Annotated in this window: 15 protein-coding genes and 1 other RNA gene; 9 read left to right on the top strand and 7 right to left on the bottom strand. The window is 67.5% G+C overall.

Going from position 1 to position 17,524, the window contains the following annotated elements:
• Positions 1–5,256 carry an autotransporter outer membrane beta-barrel domain-containing protein gene (locus SB771_RS19705; RefSeq protein WP_175661511.1) on the bottom strand — a complete coding sequence of 1,752 codons (5,256 nt, stop codon included), beginning with the start codon at positions 5,254–5,256 and terminating at the stop codon, positions 1–3.
• 45 nt (positions 5,257–5,301) lie between these two features.
• Between SB771_RS19705 and SB771_RS19700 the strand changes: the two genes are divergently transcribed.
• Positions 5,302–5,577, top strand: a complete 276-nt coding sequence (locus SB771_RS19700; RefSeq protein ID WP_175661510.1) for a hypothetical protein — start codon at positions 5,302–5,304, stop codon at positions 5,575–5,577.
• A 335-nt stretch (positions 5,578–5,912) separates the two neighbouring features.
• On the opposite strand, the gene SB771_RS19695 is transcribed toward SB771_RS19700, so the two are convergent.
• Positions 5,913–6,830: a class II glutamine amidotransferase gene (locus SB771_RS19695; RefSeq protein ID WP_175661509.1), complete on the bottom strand. Its 918-nt coding sequence runs from the start codon at positions 6,828–6,830 to the stop codon at positions 5,913–5,915.
• 203 nt (positions 6,831–7,033) lie between these two features.
• Here SB771_RS19695 and pyrC point away from each other — a divergent pair, with 203 nt between their 5' ends.
• Together pyrC and rnpB are read left to right on the top strand one after the other, a co-directional pair.
• On the top strand, positions 7,034–8,098 hold the full coding sequence (gene pyrC, locus SB771_RS19690) for a dihydroorotase (protein ID WP_175661508.1): 1,065 nt from the start codon (positions 7,034–7,036) through the stop codon (positions 8,096–8,098).
• 65 nt (positions 8,099–8,163) lie between these two features.
• An RNA gene (gene rnpB / locus SB771_RS19685) (RNase P RNA component class A) lies at positions 8,164–8,575 on the top strand.
• 70 nt (positions 8,576–8,645) lie between these two features.
• On the opposite strand, the gene SB771_RS19680 is transcribed toward rnpB, so the two are convergent.
• Together SB771_RS19680 and SB771_RS19675 are read right to left on the bottom strand one after the other, a co-directional pair.
• On the bottom strand, positions 8,646–9,110 hold the full coding sequence (locus SB771_RS19680; protein WP_072465471.1) for an OsmC family protein: 465 nt from the start codon (positions 9,108–9,110) through the stop codon (positions 8,646–8,648).
• Between the two features lie 435 nt (positions 9,111–9,545).
• Positions 9,546–9,845 carry a hypothetical protein gene (locus SB771_RS19675; RefSeq protein ID WP_175661507.1) on the bottom strand — a complete coding sequence of 100 codons (300 nt, stop codon included), beginning with the start codon at positions 9,843–9,845 and terminating at the stop codon, positions 9,546–9,548.
• A 313-nt stretch (positions 9,846–10,158) separates the two neighbouring features.
• Here SB771_RS19675 and rplM point away from each other — a divergent pair, with 313 nt between their 5' ends.
• The 3 genes from rplM to erpA all read left to right on the top strand — a co-directional run bounded on the left by rplM (position 10,159) and on the right by erpA (position 11,567).
• The gene (gene rplM, locus SB771_RS19670) at positions 10,159–10,587 is read left to right on the top strand and encodes a 50S ribosomal protein L13 (protein ID WP_009687896.1); all 429 of its coding nucleotides are present in this window, start codon (positions 10,159–10,161) and stop codon (positions 10,585–10,587) included.
• An 11-nt stretch (positions 10,588–10,598) separates the two neighbouring features.
• Positions 10,599–10,991: a 30S ribosomal protein S9 gene (rpsI, locus tag SB771_RS19665; RefSeq protein WP_006751887.1), complete on the top strand. Its 393-nt coding sequence runs from the start codon at positions 10,599–10,601 to the stop codon at positions 10,989–10,991.
• Between the two features lie 204 nt (positions 10,992–11,195).
• Positions 11,196–11,567, top strand: coding sequence for an iron-sulfur cluster insertion protein ErpA (erpA, locus tag SB771_RS19660; RefSeq protein ID WP_006751888.1), 372 nt, complete (start codon positions 11,196–11,198; stop codon positions 11,565–11,567).
• Positions 11,568–11,674: 107 nt separating this feature from the next.
• Here erpA and SB771_RS19655 read toward each other — a convergent pair whose 3' ends face one another.
• A complete protein-coding gene (locus SB771_RS19655; protein ID WP_175661506.1) occupies positions 11,675–12,823 on the bottom strand; it encodes an anhydro-N-acetylmuramic acid kinase in 1,149 nt (382 codons plus the stop codon).
• Positions 12,824–12,965: 142 nt separating this feature from the next.
• On the opposite strand from SB771_RS19655, the gene tyrS reads away from it, so the two are divergent.
• From tyrS to SB771_RS19640, 3 genes are read left to right on the top strand one after another with little or no spacing between them, the layout of a single operon-like run.
• Positions 12,966–14,207: a tyrosine--tRNA ligase gene (gene tyrS, locus SB771_RS19650; protein WP_006759920.1), complete on the top strand. Its 1,242-nt coding sequence runs from the start codon at positions 12,966–12,968 to the stop codon at positions 14,205–14,207.
• Complete coding sequence (gene dtd, locus SB771_RS19645; RefSeq protein WP_012363101.1) at positions 14,204–14,662, top strand: D-aminoacyl-tRNA deacylase; 459 nt, start codon at positions 14,204–14,206, stop codon at positions 14,660–14,662. Before tyrS ends, dtd begins: the two co-directional genes overlap by 4 nt.
• 23 nt (positions 14,663–14,685) lie before the next feature.
• Positions 14,686–15,348, top strand: coding sequence for a histidine phosphatase family protein (locus tag SB771_RS19640; RefSeq protein ID WP_175661505.1), 663 nt, complete (start codon positions 14,686–14,688; stop codon positions 15,346–15,348).
• Positions 15,349–15,469: 121 nt separating this feature from the next.
• On the opposite strand, the gene SB771_RS19635 is transcribed toward SB771_RS19640, so the two are convergent.
• A complete protein-coding gene (locus SB771_RS19635) occupies positions 15,470–16,414 on the bottom strand; it encodes an oxygenase MpaB family protein (RefSeq protein ID WP_175661504.1) in 945 nt (314 codons plus the stop codon).
• Positions 16,415–16,438: 24 nt separating this feature from the next.
• A complete protein-coding gene (gene ruvB / locus SB771_RS19630; RefSeq protein ID WP_175661503.1) occupies positions 16,439–17,503 on the bottom strand; it encodes a Holliday junction branch migration DNA helicase RuvB in 1,065 nt (354 codons plus the stop codon).
• Positions 17,504–17,524: the final 21 nt, after the last annotated feature.

Below are 17,524 nucleotides of genomic sequence, written 5' to 3'. Positions count from 1 at the left end.
TTACCAGCTGTAGCGGTAACCGACCTGCCCGGTGACGCCGCGCCGGTAATCGCCACCGAGGTTGCGCGCATATTTCACGTTCGCGTACAGCTCGCCCGACTTGCCGAAGCCCGCGGTCACGCCAAGGCCCAGCTCGTACCACGTGCGGCCCAGGTGTGTCGCGAACGGTGTGCCGCCGACGACCGTCTGGCCCGGCGACAGGAAGTCGTGCAGCACGTCGGCCGTGAAGTACGGCGTCGCGGCGCCGCCGCCCGCGTTCGCGTCGAGGTTCGGCCGGAAGATCCGCACGCCGACGCGCCCGCGCAACGCGTTCGTCGTCGTGCCCGATACGGCCGACACGTTGTCGTTGAAGCCGTTCAGCTTCAGGTACTGATACATCAGCTGCGCCTGCGGTTCGACCGCGATCGGTGTGCCGCCGATCCCGAACGGCTTGCCGACTTCCTGCGACAGCGCGATGCCGAAGCCGTTCTGCGACGCCTCGTTGCCGTAGCTGTTGCGATACCGGTTGCCGTAGTGCGTGACCTGGCCGACGCTGTCGAAGTAGGTGCCGTCGGCCAAGTAGCGCGTCCAGTAGCCGCCGACGCTCTGCGCGTGCATCTCGACCGAGCCCGTCGACGTGGACAGGCCCGGCGTATCGGCACGGGCCATGTCGTCGAAGCTCGCGTTCGCGACGCCGATGCTCGCCGTCACGCCCGCATGCGTGGTGCCGCCGGCCGCAGCCTGCGCGAGCGTCCAGTCCTTGCCGAACTGCGCGAAGAACGTGCGCTCGTCCGCCGCGAAGCGGCCCGCGTTCGCGTCGAGGCTCTGTCCGCCGATGCGGCCCCACACGCCGTCGCGGTTGCCCGGCGCCTGCTTCTCGAGGTTGTAGATGTCGCCGACGCGTTCGTGCAGCTTGCCGAGCGTCGAAAAGCCGTAGTCGGCGTTCAGCAGCGGCGTCATCGCATAGCCCGTGACGCCCGGGCGATACGCGAGATTGCCGCCGTTGCCGTTGCCATTGCCATTGGCGTTCCCGTTGCCGGACGGATGAATCGCATCGTCAGGATCGGTCGGGTCGAGTTGCGAGCGCAGGTACCAGCCGTTCGCATCGCTCTGTCCGCCGCGATAGAGCCGGTATTCGTATGCGCCGGCCTGCACCGGCCCCGCCAGATGGAACGCCGACGCGGCGGTCGTGCCGCCGTTGGCCGTGACGACCACCGGAATCCCGTCGCCGGTCGTCTGCGCGCCGGTGCCGGCCGTGTTCGCGATCTTCAGCCCCGTCGTGCCGCTCGCGGTGCCGCCGTTCACGATCAGCCGGTCGGTCGGCGACGCATCCGCGCCGAGGTAGGTGTTCAGCGCGATCGTGCCGCCGTAGCCGACGTAGCTGCCGGTGGTCAGCGTCCGGTAGCTGCCTGCGGCCGTCGGCGCGCCGGACGGTGCGGCGAATGCAACGAGGCCTGCGTTGTTCAGGCTGCTCAGCACGGAGCTGCCGGTCATGCGCCACGTGCTCGTGCCGTCGACGGTCAGCGCGACCGGGTCGATCTTGCCGGTGAGCGTCGTGCCGTTCGTCAGGAGCACGTTGCCGTTGCTCGACGCGTCGGAGACGATGTCGCCGCTCAGGTTGACCGCCGATGCGTTGAAGGTCGCCGTGCTGCCGTTCGCGAGGTCCAGCAGCGTGCCGTTGCCGGCAGTCACGACGGTGCCGTTGCGCACCGCGATGTCGACTGTACCGCCGCGTGCGGCGAACGCCGGCCCGGCGACGGACGCGACGCTGCCGCCGTCGACGAGCACCGCGCTCGTCGCGCCGGTCGCGAGCGTGTCGGTGCTCAGCACGCCGGCGGTCGCGCCCTTGAGCGTCGTGCCGGTCAGCGCGAGCACGCCGCCGCTGTCGACGTTCGCGCCGTTGCCGGCCGCGCTCGCGATCGACGAACCCATGTCGCCGATGCGGCCGCCGTTCTGCGCGACGAGGCCGTCGGCCGCCGCACCGGCCGTGGAAACCTTCGCGCCCGACAGCCACGCGCTCGCGCCGCTGCCCGCGACGATCGCGTGCGCGCCGGCGCCCGTCGTCGCGACCGTCGTGCCGTTGGCCGCGAGCGTCGAATCCGCGCCCGCCACCACGACGCCGCGTGCGGTGTCGCCGGCGGTGCGCACGACGGTCGCCGCATCGGTCGCGATGCGCGCGCCGGCGCCCGTCGACGACAGCCCGTCGGCGCCGTTGCCGGTCGTGCCGATCTGCGTGCCCGACAGCGCGATCGTGGTGTTCGTGCCGAGGTTGTCGATGCCCTTGCCGGCGCCGCCCACCGCGATCGACGTCGCGCCGGCCGCGATCCCGCCGTCCGCGACGCTCGCATCGACCCGCACGCCGTCGGCACTGCCGTTGGCGATGACCGTGCCCGCGCCCGACAGCGCGACCGACGCGCCCGCGCCGGTCAGGTGCACGCCCGCGACGCCGTCGTCGGCCTCGATCGTGCCTGCGTTGGCGAGCGTCGCCGACGCGCCCTGCACGAGCGCGCCGGTGCCGTTCGACACGTGGATCGCCGATGCGTTGTTCACCGTGCCGAGCGCGCCGATCACGACGCCCGTCGAGCCGGCGCCGGTCAGCAGCACCGAGCCGCGGTTCTCGAGCGTGCCGAGGTTGCGCGCGACGAAACCCGTCACGCCCGCGCTCGACGAGGTGACCGCCGCAGCGTTGGCCAGCGTCGTCGCGACCGGCGCGCCGGCATTCGCGCCGGCGAGGTCGTGCGCCTGGCCGTCGACGACACCGGCGATCGCGCCGGCTGCATTCAGGTTGATCGTCGCGCCGGCGTCGATCGAGCCCTGCGCGCCACCTTCGACCGCCACCGCGATGCCGTTCGCGCCGTTGACGTTGTAGGTGGCGTTGCCGGTCGACAGCGTCGTGCCGGCGCCGGTCGCGAGCACGCCGCGCGCACGCCGGCCGGTCACGTCCGTCGTCAGCGTTCCGGCGGCCGACGCGCCCGTATAGGCCGCGCCGCCCGCGATCCGGAACAGCGTCGAATCGTCGGTATCGACGCTCAGGTGCTGCGCGGCGACGTTGATCCTCGAGCCCGCGCCATACGCATAGAAGCCGATCTGGTTCGTGCCCGACATGAAGCGGGGCACCGCGTTCGCGCCGACGTCGATGGTCGCGCCCGAGCGCGCATGGACGCCGATCGCGCCGTTGCCCGTCAGGTTGAGCGCGCCGTCGACCGTGGCCTGCGCGCGCGATCCTTCGGCCCACACGCCGTAGTTGCGCGTGTCCGAGGCCGGATCGAGCCCGCCGGCCACGTTGATCGTCCCGGTCGACGTCGCGGCCGTCGCGGTCGAGGTGCCCACCACCATGATGCCGATCCCGTTCACGCCGTTCAGCGTGATCGTGCCGGTGTTGGTGACGGTCGCGGCCGTGTTGGCCGCGAGCATGCCGACGTTCGCGAGCGGCGTGCCGGGCGCCGCGCCGTTCACGACGATCGAGCCCGCGTTGCGCAGCGTGCCGGACGACGAGCCGACGCTCGCCATCCCCGCGCCGTTCTGCGTCTGCGAGCCGATCACGATCGAGCCGAGATTGCTGGCCGTGCCCGACGCGCCGAGCAGGATCCCGTACGCGCGCGCGGACAGCGCGACGTCGTTCGCCGCTGCCCCGGGCGCGTACTGGGCCGCGCGGCCGAGCTGGATCGTGCCGCCGGCCTCGTTGGTGAAGGTGCCGCCGGCCGCGAAGCCGCCGATCACCTGGCTGTCGAGCGTCGTCGCGTTGACACCCACGTTGATCGTGCCGGCGTTCGATGCGGTCGCGCCGCCCGTCACGCCCACCGCGTAGTTCTGCAGGTCGGGGCGGTTGCCGTCGAGCGTCCAGGCGCCGACGTTCATCACGCCGTTGTTCACGAACGTCGTGCCCGTGCCGCTTGCGTACACGCCGTTGCCCTCGGTGTACGCGTGGAACCCGAAGTTGTCGGGCGGCGTGCTGCTGCTCGTGTCGACGTTGTCGCCGGACGCGTAGCCGGCCGAGATCACGCCGTTGTTGACGCCGCTCGCGCCGCTGAGCAGGCGCACCAGCGTGAAGTCGCCGGACAGGCGGCCGTCGTTGACGAAGTGCGCGCCGTTTTCCGCGAGGACGGCCGAACTCGATTCGATCGTGTTGGTGCCGCGGAAGTCGATCTGGCCGTCCTTGCCGATCTGCAGCGTCGCGTTCGCGCCCGTGCCGTGCATCACCGACAGATGGTCGATCGGCAGCGTGTTCTTGTCGCCGGACGACACGTTGTTCGCGTACTGGAAGGTTTCCTGCGTGAAGGTGACGGCCTGGCCGAACGCGGTGTCGTACGCCGCTTGCGAGCCGAGCGCGCCGCTGCGCACGGCGCGCGCGAGGAAGTCGTTGTACGCGGCGAGCGACGCGGCGTCGCTCACCGTCCACGTGCTGCCGTCGAACGCGGTGAAGGTGCCCGCATAGGTCGGCACGTCGAGCTGGACCTGGCCGACGGCGCCGCCGCTCGCGAGATAGTCGCCGGTGCCGAGCCAGATCTGGTTACGCGAATTCCAGTTGACGACGCTTTTTGCGGAACCGGTGCCGTCCGCGAAGGTCAGGTCGGTCTGCTTCGGCGCGATCGAGATCGCGTTGCCGGCCGCGTCGGGCGCGTTCGCCGGATTGCCGATCGACACGTTCAGCGTGCCGCCGGTGCTGTCGACGGTGCCGAGCCGAAGGTTCACGTACTGGTTGCCGTTCACGTCCTGGTAGACGGGCACGTTGGTCGCGCCCGCCGTCGACGCGGCGAACGCGGACGAGTCGTACGTGGCGATCGACGTATGGGTGCCCGTGATCGAGTCGGGCGTGCTGACGCTCTGCGTCTTGCCACCGAGCGACAGCAGCGGCTGGTTCGGGTTGCCCGACACGATCGACGTATTGCCGATCGGCGTGAGCGTATAGCCGGGGTCGCCGCCGGCGCTCGTCCATGCACCCGTCACGCCGACCGTGTCGCCGCCCGACACGGTCGTGGCGCCGGCCAGGTTGTCATTCACGGTCGGGCTGTAGCTGCCGAGCGCGCAGGTGCCGCCGCTCGTGACCGCGGAGCCGTCGCCGCACGTCGATGCGTACGCGGAGCCGGCCGACAGCGCGGCCAGCGCGGCGCCGAGCGCGACGACACGCAGCGGCGAGCAACGGGCCGCGATGCGGCCGGCACGGCGGCTTGCGCCCGATTCGCCGCCCGAACGCTTGCCGCGCGCCCGGGCCGTTTCCGCGACCGCCACCCAGCAGCCGGCGGCTTCGCTCCATATCGATCGAAATGAGTGATTCACGACAAGCCCCTCTCTCTTTTTTGAAGTGGTGTCCACCGCGGTACGGTGAAGGCGCATTCCACGGCGGGAAAATGGCTCGAATGGGCGTGCGGCGGCCGTTGCCGCATTGCGGATGTCGCGCCAATCGTGATCCGTTACACCGGGGATGAGGCGAGTCTACTAATGGAGTCGGCGGTCGATTATCAAAAAAATAACGAATGTGGTGATAATGCCGATTTCATTCGGTATTTTTTGATTGTGTGGTTAATCGAACTGAAGGCCTTGTGGGGTAAGGGTTTGGGGGATTTTAATGGGCCGCATGTTTATGCCGTGCGTCAGTAGCCTGCCGCACTGTTCGCGGAAAATTGCCGCGATAAAATGGGGCTTCCGGATTATGTTAATGTGATCGCTGATATTTATTTGTTTCGCGTATGTATTATTTTCGCTTGAACGTTAATAAAAGCAAGTGAATGTTGTGCGAAGCCCGCTTCGATACGCGCAAATGTGGTTCGGATGAAACGAAAGCCGGAGCGCGAATGGAAAAGCGGCGCGATTTTCCGCGAGGGCGGACGGCCGGATACCGCCGCGGAGAATCGGGCATGCCAGACCGGCGTGACCGGCGATCACGCCGTCGCGTGGTGACGGCAACGGAAGCAGGGTGCGCGAGCGCGCGTGGCTCAGAAATCGATCGCGTCGTCGCCGTCGTCCGCGGCACCGGCCGCCAGCGCTTCGCGAATGACACCGCCGCACGGCGCGGACGCCGATGCGTCGAGCGCCGGGTTGCGCAGCTTCTCGAGCACGCGCTCGGGCACCGGAATCTGCATCCGCGCGGCGACGTCGCCGCACTGGAACATGATCAGCTCGCCCGGTTCGAACGAGGTCCAGATTTCGTTGTCGGTCAGCGGCTGGGTGGCGATCACCGCGACGCGATCCTCTGGCGTCGTGTATTTCGCGAAGTCGATCGACAGGTCTTCGTCGACCAGATGCGCGGTCGAGAACGGCCAGCGCCGCACGAGGTAGTGCAGCCGCGTCGAGCAGTGCGCGAAGAGCGCCTGGCCGTTCGACATCAGGAAGTTGAACACGCCGTGATCGGTAATGCCGCGCGTCAGCTCGCCGACGCGCTCGAACAGCTCCGGCAACGGCGGCTGCGCGCCGGGGAACGCTTCGCGCAGCCCCTGCATCAGCACGCAGAACGCCTTCTCGCTGTCGGTCGTGCCGACCGGATGGTAGACGCTGCCGTCGAGATCGGGTTCGTAGTCCTGCAGATCGCCGTTATGCGCGAAGATCCAGTGCCGCCCCCACAGCTCGCGCATGAACGGGTGGCTGTTCTCGAGCAGGATGTGACCCTGCGTGGCCTTGCGGATGTGCGCGATCGTGTTCTTCGACTTGATCGGGTAGCGCTTCACCATTTCGGCGATCGGCGACGTGGCCGATGCCTGCTGGTCGATGAAGAGGCGACAGGCCTTGTCCTCGAAGAACGCGATTCCCCAGCCGTCGGCATGGTGATCGGTGAGGCCGCCCCGGGCCGCGAAACCTGTGAAGGAGAATGTGACGTCCGTCGGCGCGGCGCAGTTCATTCCTAGGAGTTGGCACATTTTACTTGGGGGCGGGGGCGGAAGCGGGGTAACCAACCGGGGGAACCCCGGTACAATGTGGTTTCTAGCATATCACCGAGCCTTGAGCGGTAAAAAGCGGATTCCGCCGGCCGAAGGCCTCGTGTTGCGGTTTGCCGTCAGTCGGTCCGCGCACGTGCGTTCCGGCCCCGCAGATGGCCAGCCCGTTCCTCACGACGCCTCCTATGACTGCCTCGAACGCTTCCTCTCCGGCGACGCTCACGCTCGCCCGTCCCGACGACCTGCACCTGCACCTGCGCGACGGCGACATGCTGGCCGCGGTGCTGCCGCATACCGCGCGCCAGTTCGCCCGCGCGATCGTCATGCCGAACCTGAAGCCGCCCGTCACGACCACCGCGCACGCGCAGGCCTATCGCGAGCGGATCCTGGTCGCGCTGCCGGCCGGGATGTCGTTCGAGCCGTTGATGACGCTGTACCTGACCGACAACACGGCGCCCGACGAAATCCGCCGCGCGCGCGACAGCGGCTTCGTGCACGGCGTGAAGCTGTATCCGGCCGGCGCGACGACGAACTCGGACCACGGCGTCAGCGATCTCGCGAAGTGCGCGAAGACGCTCGAGGTCATGCAGGAAACCGGCATGCCGCTGCTCGTGCACGGCGAGGTGACCGATCCGTCGGTCGACATGTTCGATCGCGAGAAGGTGTTCATCGATCGCGTGATGACGCCGCTGCGTCGCGATTTCCCGGGCCTGAAGGTCGTGTTCGAACACATCACGACGAAGGATGCGGCCGACTACGTGCGCGACGCCGACGCGGCGCCCGGCCTGCTCGGCGCGACGATCACCCCGCAGCACATGCTTTACAGCCGCAACGCGCTGTTCGTCGGCGGGATTCGCCCGCATTACTACTGCCTGCCGGTGCTGAAGCGTGAAACGCATCGCGTCGCGCTCGTCGACGCCGCGACGTCGGGCAACCCGCGCTTCTTCCTCGGCACCGACAGCGCGCCGCACGCGCGCGGCGCGAAGGAAACCGCGTGCGGCTGCGCGGGTTGCTACACGGCGCTGCACGCGCTCGAGCTGTATGCGGAAGCGTTCGACCAGGCCGGCGCGCTCGACAAGCTGGAAAATTTCGCGAGCCGCTTCGGCGCGGATTTCTACGGGCTGCCGCACAGCACCGAAACCGTGACGCTGCGTCGCGAGACCTGGGAATTGCCGCGCGAGGTGTTCGCGGGCGATACGCCGGTCGTGCCGCTGCGCGCCGGCGAGGCGATCGGCTGGAAATTCGCGTAACCGGTGCGCCGCCGCGTGACGCCGGCCAGACGGCCGGCGGCGCGCGGTGCTAGAATGCGCGTCGCAAAGCAGGCCAGGCAGTCGCGGCCTCGCCGCCTTCGGGCTGGCGGGGGCGAGGAAAGTCCGGACTCCACAGGGCAGGGTGATGGCTAACGGCCATCCGTGGCGACACGCGGAACAGGGCAACAGAAAGCAAACCGCCGATGGCCCGGCGCAAGCCGGGATCAGGTAAGGGTGAAACGGTGCGGTAAGAGCGCACCGCGGCGACGGCGACGTTCGCCGGCACGGTAACCTCCACCCGGAGCAATTCCAAGTAGGCAGGCGCGCATTTTCGGATGCAGGACGGGGCCCCCGTCTCGTCTGCGGGTAGGAAGCTTGAGCGCGTCAGCAATGGCGCGCCTAGAGGAATGGCTGCCACGCGCTGCTCGCTTCGGCGTGCAGCGTGCACAGAATCCGGCTTATCGGCCTGCTTTGCCGTTCGAATGCGAAAGGGTCGGCGCTCCACCAGGAGCGCCGGCCCTTTTTTTCATGCGTGGCTGCCGTGCGTTCAGTCCGCGACGATGTCGAACGAATGCGTGAGTTCGGCCGTCTTGGCGATCATGATCGACGCGGAGCAGTACTTGTCGTGCGACAGGTTGATCGCGCGCTCGACCGTGGCCGGGTTCAGGTTGCGGCCCGTGACGGTGAAGTGGAAGTGGACCTTCGTGAACACCTTCGGATCTTCGCTCGCGCGCTCGGCCTTCAGCGTGACCGAGCAGCCGGTGACTTCCTGGCGGCTCTTCTTCAGGATCAGCACGACATCGTACGCGGTGCAGCCGCCGGTGCCGACCAGCACCATTTCCATCGGGCGCGGCGCGAGGTTATGGCCGCCGCCTTCCGGCGCGCCGTCCATCGCGACGAGATGCCCGCTTCCGGTCTGGGCGGAAAACGCCATGCCGTCCTGACCCATCCAGCTTACTTTGCATTCCATGCTTGCACTCCAGCGTTGCCTGATTCGGATTCGATCCGGCATTGTAGCCCGCTGGGCAGCGGTCGGCTGATGCGCTGCACGACGCGTAAGGGCGGGCCGGGGCGTGCGGCGGCCAGTGGGGCCTAGGAGGCCGATTTCCTTGTGGGTTTTAGGGGTTTTACTCTAGGTTTGGTGGGCTTGGGCGCGTGCCATCGACAACCAACTGATTGATTTTAAATAGAAAAATTGGCTGGTCTTGCGAAATGGCCCGTATCCCACATTGTGGTTTCAGATTTCTTAATGCGAATTTTCTTGTGAAGTCGACGCCCCATTCGTATAATGAGCCTCATTGGTTGTCGCGGTGCGACAATCTCCGCATGTCTCCTCCACCCTCCTCCTGAGGTGGATTAAGCCCGAACCAGCCGTTCGGGCTTTTTTTCGTCCCATGCAATGAGCAGCGCGCAGTTTGCGCGCTCCGGCATCCGTTACCGGTGGTGATTACGCAGGCTGCCGTGCGGCCGGCCGCGACGCCGCGTCGGGTGGCGACTCCGCGGCACGAGTGGCAGGCGCGGGGGCGCCTGAGGCATCGCTGTAACCGCGCGCGCAGAAGTGCTGCACGCGCGCGCGTACCGCGCGCAGGCGGGCGACGCGTTCTTCGGCATGGGCGCCGCGGGCCTCCGCGATGCGGGCGTCGAGTGCGTCGAGCTTGGCTTCGCAGCCGGCCGGGGCCGCGATGGCGGGCGCGACGGCGGCCAGCCATCCGGCCGCGAGAATAGGCGTAAGTCGTTGTTTCATCATGCTTGTTGGTCGTTTTTCCGTGGTCGGCCGATCGGGCGCGGCAAGGTCTGGTGCCGCGCGTCGATGGGTGCCTCCCCAGGCGCTCGGTTCGCCTGGTCTGTCGGGGCACGACCGAATTCTGGCCCATTTCGGGCGCGGCCGGTGCGGGACGTGGATTCCCTTTGACCGCGTTGCCGTATTTCCTTTATAATTCAGGGCTTTTCCGCATTCATGCCCACGGAAAAAGAAACAGGGAGAGCCTGCACCGCGCCTCGAAGCGCACACAGACAAGCAGGAAGAACACATCGGGCAAAGCATTTTTTTTGGATCGATCATGAAGACGTTTTCCGCAAAAGCCCATGAGGTGACGCGCGAATGGTACGTGATTGACGCGACGGATAAGGTTCTCGGCCGTGTTGCCAGCGAAGTGGCACGCCGTCTGCGCGGCAAGCACAAGCCTGAGTTCACCCCGCACGTCGACACTGGTGATTTCATCATCATCATCAACGCGAGCAAGTTGAAGGTCACGGGCAACAAGACTCTCGACAAGAAGTACTACCGTCACTCGGGCTACCCGGGCGGTATCTATGAAACGACGTTCGGCAAGATGCAAGAACGCTTCCCGGGCCGCGCGCTCGAGAAAGCGGTCAAGGGCATGCTGCCGAAGGGCCCGCTCGGCTATGCAATGATCAAGAAGCTGAAGGTCTACGCTGAAGCCACGCATCCGCATTCGGCGCAACAGCCGAAGGCGCTCGAGATCTAAGGGGAGCCCATATGATCGGTAACTGGAACTACGGTACGGGCCGCCGCAAGAGCGCTGTCGCACGTGTCTTCATCAAGGCTGGCAAGGGCGACATCATCGTCAACGGCAAGCCCATCGCTGATTACTTCTCGCGCGAAACGTCGCTGATGATCGTGCGTCAACCGCTGGAACTCACGAACCACGGCCAGACGTTCGACATCAAGGTGAACGTCACGGGCGGCGGTGAAACGGGTCAGGCAGGCGCAGTGCGCCACGGCATCACCCGTGCACTGATCGACTACGATGCGACGCTGAAGCCGTCGCTGTCGACCGCAGGCTTCGTCACGCGCGATGCACGTGAAGTCGAGCGTAAGAAGGTTGGTCTGCGCAAGGCACGTCGCGCAAAGCAGTTCTCGAAGCGTTAATTCCGCTTCATGGCCTCGCCGCTTTCGGGCGGCGTCCGCCGAAAAAACCGCCAGCTTTCGCGCTGGCGGTTTTTTTATGCCCGCGCGACGGCCACCGGCGGGGCCACGCGATTGAAATCAACAAGAACCTATTGATTTCATGGACATCAGCACGATCTTCTGATCGGCCCTACAATAGCGGCTAAAGCTTTTTGGAGAGTTCGCATGAACGCTGTTACCGAATCCGCAGCAACGACGGCCGAAATGCCGGTACCGTTCGTCTTCACCGACGCCGCGGCCGACAAGGTCAAGCAACTGATCGACGAAGAGGGCAATCCCGACCTGAAGCTGCGCGTGTTCGTGCAGGGTGGCGGCTGCTCGGGCTTCCAGTATGGCTTCACGTTCGACGAGGAAGTCAACGAGGACGACACCGTGATGAACAAGAACGGCGTCCAGCTCCTGATCGACTCGATGAGCTACCAGTACCTGGTCGGTGCCGAGATCGACTACAAGGACGACCTCAATGGCGCCCAGTTCGTGATCAAGAACCCGAACGCAACGACGACCTGCGGGTGCGGCTCGTCGTTCTCGGTCTGAGCATCCGGCAGATCCGCGCCGGTTCGCCGATATGAAAAACGGGGCTTCATGCCCCGTTTTTTCATTCCCGTCTGCGATGCAGCGCCCGCCGCGCGGCGGGTATCGCGTCAGCGCGGATAAAGCGCGCCGAGCACACGGCTGCCGGCCGCGCCGGTCACCGTCGCAAGGTTGCCGGGCTCGCGCGCGGTGAAGCGGTACGCGAGCCACGCGAAGGCGAGCGCCTCGACCTGTTGGGGCGGCACGCCGAGCGCGGCGGTCGTATCGACCGAGGCCGGCACGCCGGCCTCGTGCAGCGCGTGCCTGAGCGCGTCGAGCAGCACTGGGTTGCGTGCGCCGCCGCCGCATACAAAGAGGGCCTTGCAGCCCGGTGCGTGCGTGGCGACCTCGCGTGCGACCGACACGGCAGTGAGTGCCGTGAGGGTCGCCTGCACGTCCTGCGGCGCAACCTGCGCGAACGCGGCGAGCTTCGCGTCGAGCCACGCGGGATTGAACAGGTCGCGGCCGGTGCTTTTCGGCGGCGGCGCGGCAAAATAGGGCTCGTCGAGCAGTGCGTCGAGCAGCGGCGCATGCACGGTGCCGCGCGCGGCGAACTTGCCGCCGTCGTCGTACGGCTTGCCGAGATGGCGGGTCGCCCATTCGTCGAGCAGCGCATTCGCGGGGCCGCAGTCGAAGCCGCGCACGTCGCCGCCTTCGCCGGGCAGGATCGTGATGTTGCTGATCCCGCCGAGATTGCAGACGACCCGCGTCTCGCCGGGCGCGCCGAACACCGTCGCATGGAACGCCGGCGCGAGCGGCGCGCCGTGGCCGCCGGAGGCCACGTCGCGGCTGCGGAAATCGGCGATCACGTCCACCTGGGTCAGCTCGGCGAGCAGCGCCGGGTTGTTGAGCTGTCGCGTATAGCCGCGCTCGGGGCGATGACGCACCGTCTGGCCGTGCACGCCGATCGCGCGAATCTCGTCGCGCGACAGCCCGGCCGTGCGCTGCAATTCATGGCAGCACACCGCGTAGCGCGCGACGAGCGCATTCGCCGCGAGCGATTCCCGGTCGATTTCGTCGTCACCCGGCTGCTGCAGCGCGAACAGCGCGTCGCGCAGCGATTGCGCGAAGCCGACGAACGCTTCCGCGAGCACGACCGGTGCGTGGCCGGTCTCGAAACGCACGGCGACGCCGTCGACGCCGTCCATGCTGGTTCCCGACATCAGCCCGAAGTAGATGCCGTCGGCCGGATGGGCAGGTTGCGGATGTCGTTGCGGCACGTTGGGTTCTCCTGGATCGAGCGGCGCGGGCCGGTGCCACGCGCCTTGCGCCCGATTATCCGCGCAACCTGGCGCATCGTTAAGCGATGCACGCGCAAGTTATGGGAAAATCCCTGTCTTTGCGACATTCTTCCCGGCACCGATGAGCACCGAACCCAGTTCCAAGCCTGTTTTCCCGATCACCGACGAAGTCCGCCATGCGCTCGCCGTCACGAAGCGCGGCGTCGACGAACTGCTGATCGAGGAAGAGTTCGCGCAGAAGCTCGCGCGCAGCGCGGCCACCGGCACGCCGCTGCGCATCAAGCTCGGCCTCGACCCGACCGCGCCCGACATCCACATCGGCCATACGGTCGTGCTGAACAAGATGCGTCAGCTGCAGGACCTCGGTCATACCGTGATCTTCCTGATCGGCGATTTCACGTCGCTGATCGGCGATCCGTCGGGCCGCAACGCGACGCGTCCGCCGCTCACGCGCGAACAGATCGAATCGAACGCGAAGACCTATTTCGAACAGGCCGCGCTCGTGCTCGACCGCGAAAAAACCGAGATCCGCTACAACAGCGAATGGTCGATGCCGCTCGGCGCGGACGGGATGATCAAGCTCGCGTCGCGCTACACGGTCGCGCGGATCCTCGAGCGCGAGGACTTCACGAAGCGCTTCCAGGGCGGCGTGCCGATCTCGATCCACGAATTCCTGTACCCGCTGATGCAGGGCTACGACTCGGTCGCGCTGAACGCCGATCTCGAGCTCGGCGGCACCGACCAGAAGTTCAACCTGCTGGTCGGCCGCGAACTGCAGAAGCAGTACGGCCAGGAACAGCAGTGCATCCTGACGATGCCGCTGCTCGAAGGCCTCGACGGCGTCGAGAAGATGTCGAAGTCGAAGGGCAACTACGTCGGCATCAGCGAGAAGCCGACCGACATGTTCGGCAAGCTGATGAGCATCTCCGACACGCTGATGTGGCGTTACTTCGAACTGCTGTCGTTCCGCAGCCTCGACGAGATCGCCGGCTTCAAGCGCGACGCCGAAGGCGGCCGCAACCCGCGCGACTTCAAGGTGCTGCTCGCGCAGGAAATCGTCGCGCGCTTCCATTCGCAGGCCGACGCCGAGCGTGCGCTGGAGGACTTCAACCACCGCGCGAAGGGCGGCGTGCCGGACGACATCCCGTCGGTCACGCTCGCGGGCGCGCCGCTCGCGATCGGCCAGTTGCTGAAGCAGGCCGGCCTCGTGCCGTCGACGAGCGAAGCGCTGCGCAACATCGAGCAGGGCGGCGTGAAGATCGACGGTGCGACCGTGTCCGACAAGGGCCTGAAGGTCGAGGCCGGCGAATTCGTCGTCCAGGTCGGCAAGCGCCGCTTCGCGCGCGTCACGCTGAGCGCATGATCGCGCTGATCCAGCGCGTGAAGCGTGCCGACGTGCGCGTCGGCGACCGCACGACGGGCGAGATCGGCGCGGGCCTGCTCGCGCTCGTCTGCGCGGAGCGCGGCGACACCGAGGCCGCGGCCGACAAGCTCCTCGCGAAGCTGCTCGGCTATCGCGTGTTCAGCGACGCGGCCGGCAAGATGAACCTGCCGGTGTCGAACATCGATGGCGCCGGTGGCGCTGGCGGCCTGCTGCTCGTGTCGCAGTTCACGCTTGCGGCCGATACCAACAGCGGGCTGCGGCCGAGCTTCACGCCGGCCGCGCCGCCCGACGAAGGCGCGCGCCTGTTCGACTATTTCGTCGCGGCCGCGCGCGAGCGCCATCCGATCGTCGAGACGGGCGAGTTCGGCGCCGACATGCAGGTGTCGCTCGTCAACGACGGCCCCGTGACGTTCTGGCTGCAAGTGCGGCCCTGACACTTTCCCGGAGACGCGCCGCGATGGCCACCACGCAGATTCTGTTCATTCGCCATGGCGAAACGGCCTGGAACCGCATCAAGCGCATCCAGGGCCATATCGACATTCCGCTGGCCGAAACGGGGCTCGCGCAGGCGCGGCGGCTGGCCGTCCGGCTCGCGCGGGAAGCGCGCGAAGGGCAGCGGATCGACGCGATCTATTCGAGCGACCTGATGCGCGCGCAGCAGACCGCGCAACCCTTTGCCGATGTGCTCGGGCTGCCGCTGCTGTTGCGCGAAGGGCTGCGCGAACGCGCGTACGGCGTGTTCCAGGGGCATGACAGCACCGAGATCGAGACGCTGTTTCCGGACGCCTACGCCGCGTGGCAGACCCGCGACCCGGGCTTCGCGCCCGACGGCGGCGAGTCGCAGCGCGAGTTCTATCACCGTGTGCTGCATGCGCTCGAGCCGATCGTCGCGGCGCATCCGGGCGGCCGGATCGCCTGCGTCGCGCACGGCGGCGTACTCGACTGCGTGTACCGCTTTGCAAATGGTCTCGAGTTGTCGGCACCGCGCAGCTATCAACTGCTCAACACGAGCATCAACGTCGTCGATTACGTCGATGGCCGCGCGCAGGTCGTGCAATGGGCCGACGTGTCGCATCTGGACGCCGCGAGCGACGACGACGGGTATCGCAAGGTGCTCTGATCCGATCGTATCGGCCCGGCCTGGCGTGATGGGCGGGGGCGCTTCGTACGACCGTGCGCGGAGGCAAGCTCGTCAGCTTGTCACCGTATTTCCCAGCAAATCGAAATGATCCGAAGGATCGTCAGGGCGGCGGATTGCCGTCGGGCGGTGGCGCTGTTGCGCGGCGGCGTGCGCGTTTCGACGCGCCGTTGACGAGCGCCCAGCGCAGCACGGGGGCGACCGCCCGGACTCCGGGCCGGACCACCGCACGCCGCAGCGGTGCGAACGTCGATACACCGAGCATGCGTTGCGCCCACGGCGGCAGCAGGTCGATACCCGCATGCATGATCAGCGACGCGGCCGGCCGCAGCGCGGGCGTCGCGACCGGCACATTCAGCAAGATGTCCATCACTTCGAAGGTGCGCGGCCCGGCCGCGAGCTCGGGCTGCATGCGCGCGAGATAGGCCGCCACCTCGACCCGCGAACGGGGAACGTCGCGGGCGCCGAGCAGCTCGGCGACCAATGCCGTTTCAGCGTAGTAGCCATCCTGCAACTCGCCCGGCAAGGATGGATTCACATAGCGCAGATGCGCGGCGAGGAAGCTCGATACTTCCGCGACATGCACCCAGGTCAGCAACGCCGGATCGTCGGCCCGGTACGGCCGGCCGTCGGGCGCGGTGCCCGATATGCGCGCGTGGATCGCTTTCACGCGCTCGATCAGCGCGAGTGCGTCCGCGCGGCTGCCGAACGTCGTGCCCGTGATGAACGTGGCGGTGCGCCGCAAGCGGCCGAGGATGTCGGTGCGAAACGACGAGTGATCCCAGACGCCCGCGAGCGCGAGCGGATGAAGCGCCTGCAGCAGCAGCGCGGCGATGCCGCCCGTCATCATCGACGTGAAATCGGCATGCACGCGCCAGCAGATGGCGTCGGGGCCGAACAGCCCCGGATCGCCGGGCGGCGACGACAGATCGAGCGACGGACCGCCGCCGCCTGCCGTCAGGTGCGTGACGCCGGCCACGAGCCGCTTGCGGATCGGCTCGGCCCAGCGCGGGCTGGGTGCGGGGCGAGGGCTGGGCGGCGTCGTCATGGCTGGCTTGGCGCGGGCGGCCGGCTACTTTCCGGCGGGGGTGTCCCACATCCCCCGTTCGTTGCCGGCGTCGGGCGCGGAGAGGCCGAAATGACGATACGTGAGTAGCGTCGCGACGCGCCCGCGCGGCGTGCGCTGCAGGAAGCCCTGCTGAATCAGGTACGGCTCGAGCACGTCCTCGATCGTGTCGCGTTCCTCGCCGATCGCCGCCGCGAGGTTGTCGATGCCGACCGGGCCGCCGTCGAACTTGTGCAGGATCGCCTCGAGCAGCTTGCGGTCCATCAGGTCGAAGCCGACCGGGTCGACGTCGAGCATCGCGAGCGCGGCATCGGCGACGGCCGCGGTGATCTGGCCGTCGGCCTTCACTTCCGCGAAGTCGCGCACGCGGCGCAGCAGCCGGTTCGCGATCCGCGGCGTGCCGCGCGAGCGCTTCGCGATCTCCAGCGCGCCGTTCGGATCGATGTGCGCGTTCAGCAGCGACGCCGAGCGCCGCACGATGCGCGCCAATTGATCGGCATCGTAGAACTCGAGGCGCGCGACGATCCCGAAGCGATCGCGCAGCGGGTTGGTCAGCATCCCCGCACGCGTGGTCGCGCCGACCAGCGTGAACGGCTGCAGGTCGAGCTTCACGCTACGCGCGGCCGGCCCTTCGCCGATCATGATGTCGATCTGGTAGTCCTCCAGCGCCGGATACAGGATTTCCTCGACGACCGGCGACAGCCGGTGGATCTCGTCGATGAACAGCACGTCGTTTGCTTCGAGGTTGGTCAGCAGCGCGGCGAGGTCACCCGCGCGCTCGAGCACGGGGCCCGACGTCTGGCGCAGGTTCACGCCCATCTCGCGCGCGATGATGTGAGCGAGGGTGGTCTTGCCGAGACCCGGCGGCCCGAACAGCAGCACGTGGTCGAGCGGCTCGGAGCGGCGCTTCGCGGCCTCGATGAAGATCTCGAGCTGGCCGCGCACCTTTTCCTGGCCGACGTAGTCGTCGAGCTGGCGCGGCCGCAGCGCGCGTTCGAACACCTCCTCGTGCGACGAGGTGGGCGTGGCGGCGATGATCCGCTCGGCGGCGAGTTTGTCGGTTTCAATCATGCGGCCATTGTACCGCGCGCC

Origin of the sequence: Burkholderia sp. SIMBA_051 (assembly GCF_046534915.1) — a bacterium.
Lineage (GTDB): Bacteria > Pseudomonadota > Gammaproteobacteria > Burkholderiales > Burkholderiaceae > Burkholderia > Burkholderia ambifaria.
This window is presented reverse-complemented; position numbering and strand designations above follow the sequence as displayed.

Bases quoted from the DNA above. Each gene is read 5' to 3' on its own strand.
- pyrC (WP_175661508.1), top strand. From the start codon at position 7,034: ATGACTGCCTCGAACGCTTCCTCTCCGGCGACGCTCACGCTCGCCCGT.
- rpsI (WP_006751887.1), top strand. From the start codon at position 10,599: ATGATCGGTAACTGGAACTACGGTACGGGCCGCCGCAAGAGCGCTGTC.
- tyrS (WP_006759920.1), top strand. From the start codon at position 12,966: ATGAGCACCGAACCCAGTTCCAAGCCTGTTTTCCCGATCACCGACGAA.
- rplM (WP_009687896.1), top strand. From the start codon at position 10,159: ATGAAGACGTTTTCCGCAAAAGCCCATGAGGTGACGCGCGAATGGTAC.
- erpA (WP_006751888.1), top strand. From the start codon at position 11,196: ATGAACGCTGTTACCGAATCCGCAGCAACGACGGCCGAAATGCCGGTA.
- SB771_RS19680 (WP_072465471.1), bottom strand. From the start codon at position 9,110: ATGCCGGATCGAATCCGAATCAGGCAACGCTGGAGTGCAAGCATGGAA.
- ruvB (WP_175661503.1), bottom strand. From the start codon at position 17,503: ATGATTGAAACCGACAAACTCGCCGCCGAGCGGATCATCGCCGCCACG.
- SB771_RS19695 (WP_175661509.1), bottom strand. From the start codon at position 6,830: ATGTGCCAACTCCTAGGAATGAACTGCGCCGCGCCGACGGACGTCACA.
- SB771_RS19635 (WP_175661504.1), bottom strand. From the start codon at position 16,414: ATGACGACGCCGCCCAGCCCTCGCCCCGCACCCAGCCCGCGCTGGGCC.
- SB771_RS19640 (WP_175661505.1), top strand. From the start codon at position 14,686: ATGGCCACCACGCAGATTCTGTTCATTCGCCATGGCGAAACGGCCTGG.
- dtd (WP_012363101.1), top strand. From the start codon at position 14,204: ATGATCGCGCTGATCCAGCGCGTGAAGCGTGCCGACGTGCGCGTCGGC.
- SB771_RS19675 (WP_175661507.1), bottom strand. From the start codon at position 9,845: ATGATGAAACAACGACTTACGCCTATTCTCGCGGCCGGATGGCTGGCC.